Genomic DNA, 6,698 nt, shown 5'->3' on the forward strand with positions numbered 1-6,698 from the left:
TCTCGGCCACCGCCGTCCCTCCACCGCAGCCCACGTCCAGGACGGTGTCGCCCGATCGGTAGCGGAGAAGTTCGCGTACCCGGGCCCGCAACGCGAGCGCGTCGGGCCGCCGTTCGGCCACGTCCAGGCGGGCGAGGAGCGCGGCGCCGTCGTTTCGGGGTGAGACGTCGGGCGCTGGGGTGTTCATGGGTCCCCATCCTCTCAGGTGGACCTTCGGGATCACCGGCCGGCATCGCCGAACTCGGCGACCACCCGGGGGGAAGGGCACTCTCACGGTCCTCCCACAGTGCCATTTCGAAGATCGCGTCTCCCAGATCGACGCGGCCCATGGTGGCCCCCTTACCGACGGGTTACCCGAACCACCCCGCCTTGCACGTGTGGGCGGTGGGGGTCCTGGGGAGTGTGGAGACAGGGATCGCGGACGCCCTCGCGGCCGTCCGCCACGGCCCGACAAGCGCTTGCTCGCCAGGGCGAGCACGCCACCACCGCGGCCTGTCACCACATGCACGAGGGACGAGACGATCTGATGACGAACGACTTTCCGGACGGTCCGGGTGGAGAACCCGGATCCTTCGACGAGTTCCTGGCAAGGTTCCTCGGCGCCCGCGGACCCGTCCGCCGCGTCGACCTTTCCAAGTTGATGAGCCCCGAGGCCCGGCAGGTCACCGACGCCGCCGCCCGTCGCGCGATGGAGAGCGGCGGCGCCGACGTCGACTCCGTCCACCTGTTGTGGGCGCTGCTGCACTACCCGCCCACCCGCAAGCTCGTGGAGCGCGCCGGCGCGGACGCCAAACCCCTGGAGGAGGTCATCGAACAGGCGGTCGCCCAGGCCCCGCGAGCGGTGCGCGGGTCGGCTCGGCTGACCCCGTCGGCCAAGCGGGCCCTGCTCGACTCCCTGCAGATCTCCCGGGCCACCCGGAGCCCGGCCATCATGCCCGAGCACGTCCTGTTCGCGTTGGCGGTCAACCCCGATCACCCGGTCGGGCAACTACTGCGCGACCAGGACGTCACCCCCGAGTCGCTACAGAAGGCGGCCGGGCCGGCGCCCTCCGCTGAGCAGCCCGAGGCCGAACCGTCGCAGACCCCGACGCTGGACGAGTTCGGTACCGACATGACCGCGCTCGCCCGCGAGGGACGCCTGGACCCCGTGGTCGGCCGCGACGACGAGGTCGAACAGTGCATCGAGGTGCTGGCCCGGCGACGCAAGAACAACCCGGTGCTCATCGGTGACCCCGGCGTGGGCAAGACCGCGATCGTGGAGGGCATCGCCCAGCGCATCTTCGACGACGACGTCCCCGACGTCCTGCGCGGTCGGCGCCTGGTCCAACTGGACCTGTCCGGGATCGTGGCGGGCACCCGCTACCGGGGCGACTTCGAGGAGCGGCTCAACGGCATCGTCGAGGAGATCCGCGCCCACTCCGAGGAACTGCTCATCTTCATCGACGAGATCCACACGATCGTCGGCGCCGGCGCATCGGAGGGGTCGACCAGCGCCGGGAACATGCTCAAACCCGCACTGGCCCGCGGTGAGCTGCACATCATCGGCGCCACGACGGTGGACGAGTACCGCAAGAACGTGGAGAAGGACGCGGCGCTGGAGCGTCGCTTCCAGCCCATCCTGGTGCCCGAACCGTCGGTGGAGGACACCGTCGGAATCCTGCGCGGGCTGCGCGACCGTTACGAGGCCCACCACCAGGTGCGGTTCAGCGACGAGAGCCTGGTGGCCGCCGCGGAGCTGTCCGACCGCTACGTCACCGACCGGTTCCTGCCCGACAAGGCGATCGACCTCGTCGACCAGGCCGGCGCGCGGGTCCGGCTGCGGTTGAAGACCTCCAGTACGGCGCTGCGCGAGATGGAGGGCCGACTCAAGGAGCTGGAGGAGCAGAAGGAGAGCGCGGTCCAGGACGAGGACTACGAGAAGGCGTCCCGGCTGCGCGACGAGATCCACTCCGCCAGGAGCAACATGCACCAGGCGCGCGGGACCGGTTCGGCCGTCCCCGAGGTGGAGCCGTCCGACATCGCCGAGGTGGTCTCACGCAGTACCGGCATCCCGGTGTCGCAGCTGACCCAGGAGGAACGGGAGCGGCTGGTCAACCTGGAGGAGGTGTTGCACGGCCGGGTGATCGGCCAGGACGAGGCGGTCACCGCGGTGTCGGAGGCGATCCGCCGCAACCGGGCCGGGCTCGGCGACCCGGATCGCCCGGTGGGCAGCTTCCTGTTCCTGGGGCCGACCGGCGTGGGCAAGACCGAACTGGCCCGGGCCCTGGCGGAGGCGCTGTTCGGCTCCGAGGAGGCCATGGTCCGGATCGACATGAGCGAGTTCCAGGAGCGGCACACCGCCAGCCGGCTCACCGGTGCCCCTCCCGGGTTCGTGGGCTACGAGGAGGCCGGTCAGCTCACCGAGGCTGTGCGCCGCCACCCCTACTCGGTCCTGCTGTTGGACGAGGTGGAAAAGGCCCACCCGGACGTGTTCAACCTGCTGTTGCAGCTGTTGGACGATGGTCGGCTCACCGACGGCCAGGGCCGGACCGTGGACTTTCGCAACACCGTGGTGATCATGACGAGCAACCTGGGGTCGGAGGTCATCACCGGCGGCGCGCCGATGGGGTTCACCGACGGCGGGCAGATGGACGCCGACACCGAGCGCCGGGTGATGCGCCGGCTCAAGGAGGAGTTCCGGCCCGAGTTCGTCAACCGGATCGACGAGGTCATCGTCTTCCAGCAGTTGGGCGAGGAGGAGATCGCGCAGATCACCCGCCTGATGCTCAAGCGGACCGAGGAGCGGCTGGCGGCGCAGGAGATGTCGATCCGCTTCACCGACGAGGCGGTGCGGTGGCTGGCGGAGAAGGGCTACCAGCCCGAGTTCGGCGCACGGCCGCTGGCGCGGACCATCCAGCGCAACATCGGCAACCGGCTGTCGCGGATGGTCCTGGACCGGCAGATCGGGGCGGGAGACCGGATCGTCGTGGACGTGGATCCCGCGGGCGAGTTGACCATCGCCACCGAATAGGACGGGGGCGGGCCCCGAGGACCGGTTCGGTTCCTCGGGGCCCATCGTGTGTCGGGTCAGGCGGACAGGCCGCTGGTGCGGATCTGGTCGCGGATCCACTCCCCGGCCGGCTTGAGCGCGTCGGTGCCGGTGAAGGGGCCGCCCGCGTCGCAGGTGCCGGGCTCGAAGACCGCGCCGGAGCGGGCGTCGTCCGAGTAGTTCCAGTTCACCCAGCTGATCTGTTCCCGATCCATGAGGTCGAGGTAGCGCTGGGCGGAGTCGAAGTCGTCGGCGCCGTCACCGGTGTGCTCCTGGGTACCGAACTCGGTGACGAACAGCGGCAGCTCCTGGGTGGCCTGCTCGAAGGTGTCGTAGTGACCGCCCCCGTGCGAGGCGGCGTAGAAGTGGTACACGTACATGATGTTGTCGGCCTCCACCGGGTCGGCGAGGATCTCGGTGTGGTCCGAGCCCTCGGACACTCCCAGTGACGACCAGGCACGGGTTCCGACGAGCACGAGCGCTTCGGGGTCGGCGTCCCGGATCACCGGGATGACCTGCTCGGAGTATCCCTTGATCGCGTCCCAGGAGACACCGTTGGGCTCGTTGGCGATCTCGTAGAGCAGGTTGTCCTTGTCGGCGTGGGTCGAGGCGATCTCGGCGAAGAAGTCGAGCGCGAGGTCGGTGTTGGCGTTCGGGTCGCCGGGGGTGAGCATGTGCCAGTCCACGATGACGTACAGGCCGCGTTCGGTGCCCTCCTCGATGAGTTCGTGCACCCGGTCGGTGAAGCCGCGCGGGTCGGTCTCGTAACCGTCCTCCTGGATGTACATGGACACGCGCAGGACGTCGGCGTTCCAGTCCTCGGACAGGGCGTCCAGGGAGGCGTCGGTGAGGCAGTGGTCGAACCACTGCAGACCGTGCGAGCTCATCCCGGTGAGTTGGACGGTCTCACCGTTCTCGTCGCAGAGCTTGATACCGCAGACCTGGAGTTGTCCGTGTTCTGCGACGGCGGTGGTCTCGGGGGTGGTGGAGGCGACGGGTTCGGCGCCCTCCGGCGCACCGTTGCCGAGCAGGGCGGCACCGAGTAGGAGCGCTCCCAGAACGGACAGGGAGAGGGTGCGGTAGGGGTGCCTGGGGGTGGGACGGTGACGCGCCAAGGTGTCCTCCGGCGGGGAGCGGATCGGACGCGGCGAGGGCCGCGAATCCGGAAGGAAGGTTTCCCGTTGAAGCTAGGCAGTGGTAGCGCAACCGTCAAGGGGGGTGACCCAGGGTATTCACATCTGCCCTATCAACCCCGTGGGGCGCACCCGGTCGGATGCGCCCCACGACGAGATCGGTGAAAGCCCGCCTCAGGCGGGTTCCGGTTCGGGTTCGGGCCCCGGTGGTTCCGGGACCGGTTGGGGTTCTGGCACCGGGTCCGGGCTCGGCTCCGGCGGGACCGGTTCGGGCGGCATCGGTGCCGGCGGGAACGGATCCGGTGGCATCGGGTCGGGCTGACGTAGGGCCCGTTCCTCCAGGTGCTCGCTCATCCGACTTCCTCCTCTCCTCCGGCCGTCTCGGTGGTTCGTGGTAGGTCCTGCCCGATCGAGGTGAGTTCCGTGTCAGGACCGGTCGCGAGGGTCGCGCTACTCGTCGGGCGCGGGGCCACCCTCGTCTTCGGGGACCCTCGATCCCGTCAGTTCCGGGTCATAGGCGGCGTCCGTGGCGCCCCCGGTCTGCGCGGTGCCGGTGTCACCGTCACGGGCCCCTCCGTCCCCCGCGCGCGAACGCTGGTTCATCCGGCGCCCCGCCCGCTCGTTGAGCACGGCGACGGTGTCGACCAGGCGACCGACCCGGGAGTCGGCGGCCTGCGAACCCAGACGCTCCATCGCCATGTCCGGGGCACCCGGCAGCAGCCGTCCGACCACTCTCAGGGCCCGCTGGGTGAACCCGGGGGCCACCCCGTGCACGGCCAGTCCGATCCGGGTCACCGGCGAGATGATGAGGAATCCGCGCCCGCTCGCGGTGGCGTGCACGATGCTTCGAGCGGCGCGTTCGGCGCTCACGCTCAGCAACGGCGACCCGGCGGCCAACGCGAACCAGGCGTACTCGCGTTCGGGGTCGCCGGAGAAGACCACACCCTTGTGCGAACCGGTGCGCATCAGGCCCGGCACCACGGTCAACACCCGCACCCCGGTGCCACCGGTCTCGGCGGCCAGCCCCTCCGAGAGCGCCGCCCAGGCGCGTTTGGCCACCGAGTACGGCAGCAGGTGCGGCACCGACAGGTAGGCGCCGATCGAGGTGACGTTGACGATGGTGCCGCCGGTACCGCGCATGCGTTCGGCGGCGGCGCGGGACAGGTGGAACGGCCCCCAGAACATGATGTCCATGGCCTGCGCGAAGTGCTCGTCGGACATCGTCTCCTGCGGACCCACCCGCATGGTGCCGGCGCTGTTGACCACCACGTCCAACCGACCGAAGCGTTCCACGGCCGCGTCCAGCAGCGCGTCGACCGCCTCCGGGTCGCCGACGTCGCAGGGCACACCGTGGGCGTCCACGCCCCGCCCGGTGAGTTCGGCGACCGCGCGGTCCAGACCCTCGCGGCCCCGGGCACAGATCACCACCGACGCGCCGGAGGCCCCGAACTCACGGGCCAGTTGCAGCCCCAGACCACGTGAGCCGCCGGTGACGAGCACGACCTTGCCGCGCATGCGTCGGGTCCGGCGACGTTCGGACAGAGCCGAGGCCCCCACGCCCAGGGCGGCCCCCGTGGCGCCCCAGGCGAGGAGCTCGGTGTTCTGTCGGATCGGCGACGGCGGCGGTTCGTGGCGGCGGCGGTACCGTTTCCACGCCCATCGGACACCGGCCAGCGCCAAGGCCCCCTTCCAGCGGCTCATCGGCGCCCCCGTTCCACGTGAGAGTGGTGGCGGGTGTGCGACATGTGTTCCCCTGTTCGGTCGGGTTCGCGGGAGGAGGTTGTGGATGCTGCGGTACCCGGCGGCATCGGTGGGAAAACCGTGACCGGCGAGAGTTGGACGAACCCGGGCATGGAGGCGAGCAGGCCTCAGGGCACCAGGCCGTGGACCGGGGGGAGATCATCGCCCCAGATCCCACCGTCGACGTAGGAGACGACGGCTCCGGGGGCCGCGACGAGGCTCTGGCGATTGCTCTCCTGCCCCAGGTCGGGGTCGAAGAGACGTTCACCGTCGAACCGGATCCAGCGCGGTGTCCCCGCCCGATCGGTGTCGGTGTCCTCCAGCGGTATCGCCAACACGGCGCGTTCACCCTCTTCGATCCCCGCGTCTTCGGCCTCGCTCGTCCTCGGCGCGTCGACGGCGGAGACCAGCGCACCCTCCAGCACGGCGGTGGGTCCATCGAGGTAGCGGCCGATGCCCCACTCGACCTCGAAACCGGAGACGACCTCGCCATCGGAGTCGGATTTCTTCAGCAGCCGAGGACCGAGCGCCTCCGGATCCTCCTGGGCGACCACGGCGCCCTCGGTGTCGGCCGCCAGGGTGCCGGGTGCCCTCTCGTACGGGTGGTACTCCTGCTCAGGGTGGTCGGGGACGACATCGACCGGTTCTCCGGTGTTCAGACCGAACAACCGTTCCCCGGCCACGACCACTGGGTCTCCATCACTCCACGTCCTGGGCCGAACGACGTCGGCGTCGTCCCACGCCAAACGTCGGGACGGCTCCACTTCCGCACGCCAGAGCTCATCACCGGTCGTGGT

The 6,698-nt window shown here is 70.2% G+C and carries 5 protein-coding genes and 1 pseudogene; 1 reads left to right on the forward strand and 5 read right to left on the reverse strand.

The window, feature by feature from the left end; all coding sequences use genetic code 11:
* Positions 1-187 (reverse strand): annotated as a pseudogene (locus K8V84_RS14165) (SAM-dependent methyltransferase); the annotation flags it as partial.
* 339 nt (positions 188-526) lie between these two features.
* On the opposite strand from K8V84_RS14165, the gene K8V84_RS14170 reads away from it, so the two are divergent.
* Positions 527-3,010 carry an ATP-dependent Clp protease ATP-binding subunit gene (locus K8V84_RS14170; protein WP_304074866.1) on the forward strand — a complete coding sequence of 828 codons (2,484 nt, stop codon included), beginning with the start codon at positions 527-529 and terminating at the stop codon, positions 3,008-3,010.
* Between the two features lie 56 nt (positions 3,011-3,066).
* On the opposite strand, the gene K8V84_RS14175 is transcribed toward K8V84_RS14170, so the two are convergent.
* The 4 genes from K8V84_RS14175 to K8V84_RS14190 all read right to left on the reverse strand — a co-directional run.
* Complete coding sequence (locus K8V84_RS14175) at positions 3,067-4,143, reverse strand: glycoside hydrolase family 5 protein (RefSeq protein ID WP_304074867.1); 1,077 nt, start codon at positions 4,141-4,143, stop codon at positions 3,067-3,069.
* 192 nt (positions 4,144-4,335) lie between these two features.
* Positions 4,336-4,515 carry a hypothetical protein gene (locus K8V84_RS14180; RefSeq protein WP_304074869.1) on the reverse strand — a complete coding sequence of 60 codons (180 nt, stop codon included), beginning with the start codon at positions 4,513-4,515 and terminating at the stop codon, positions 4,336-4,338.
* A gap of 96 nt (positions 4,516-4,611) precedes the next feature.
* Positions 4,612-5,862, reverse strand: coding sequence for an SDR family oxidoreductase (locus K8V84_RS14185; protein ID WP_304074871.1), 1,251 nt, complete (start codon positions 5,860-5,862; stop codon positions 4,612-4,614).
* A 167-nt stretch (positions 5,863-6,029) separates the two neighbouring features.
* Positions 6,030-6,698: hypothetical protein (locus tag K8V84_RS14190; protein ID WP_304074873.1), on the reverse strand; the 669-nt coding region annotated here is incomplete at its 5' end.

This window comes from Nocardiopsis listeri (assembly GCF_020741345.1).
Classification (GTDB): Bacteria; Actinomycetota; Actinomycetes; order Streptosporangiales; family Streptosporangiaceae; genus Nocardiopsis; species Nocardiopsis listeri_A.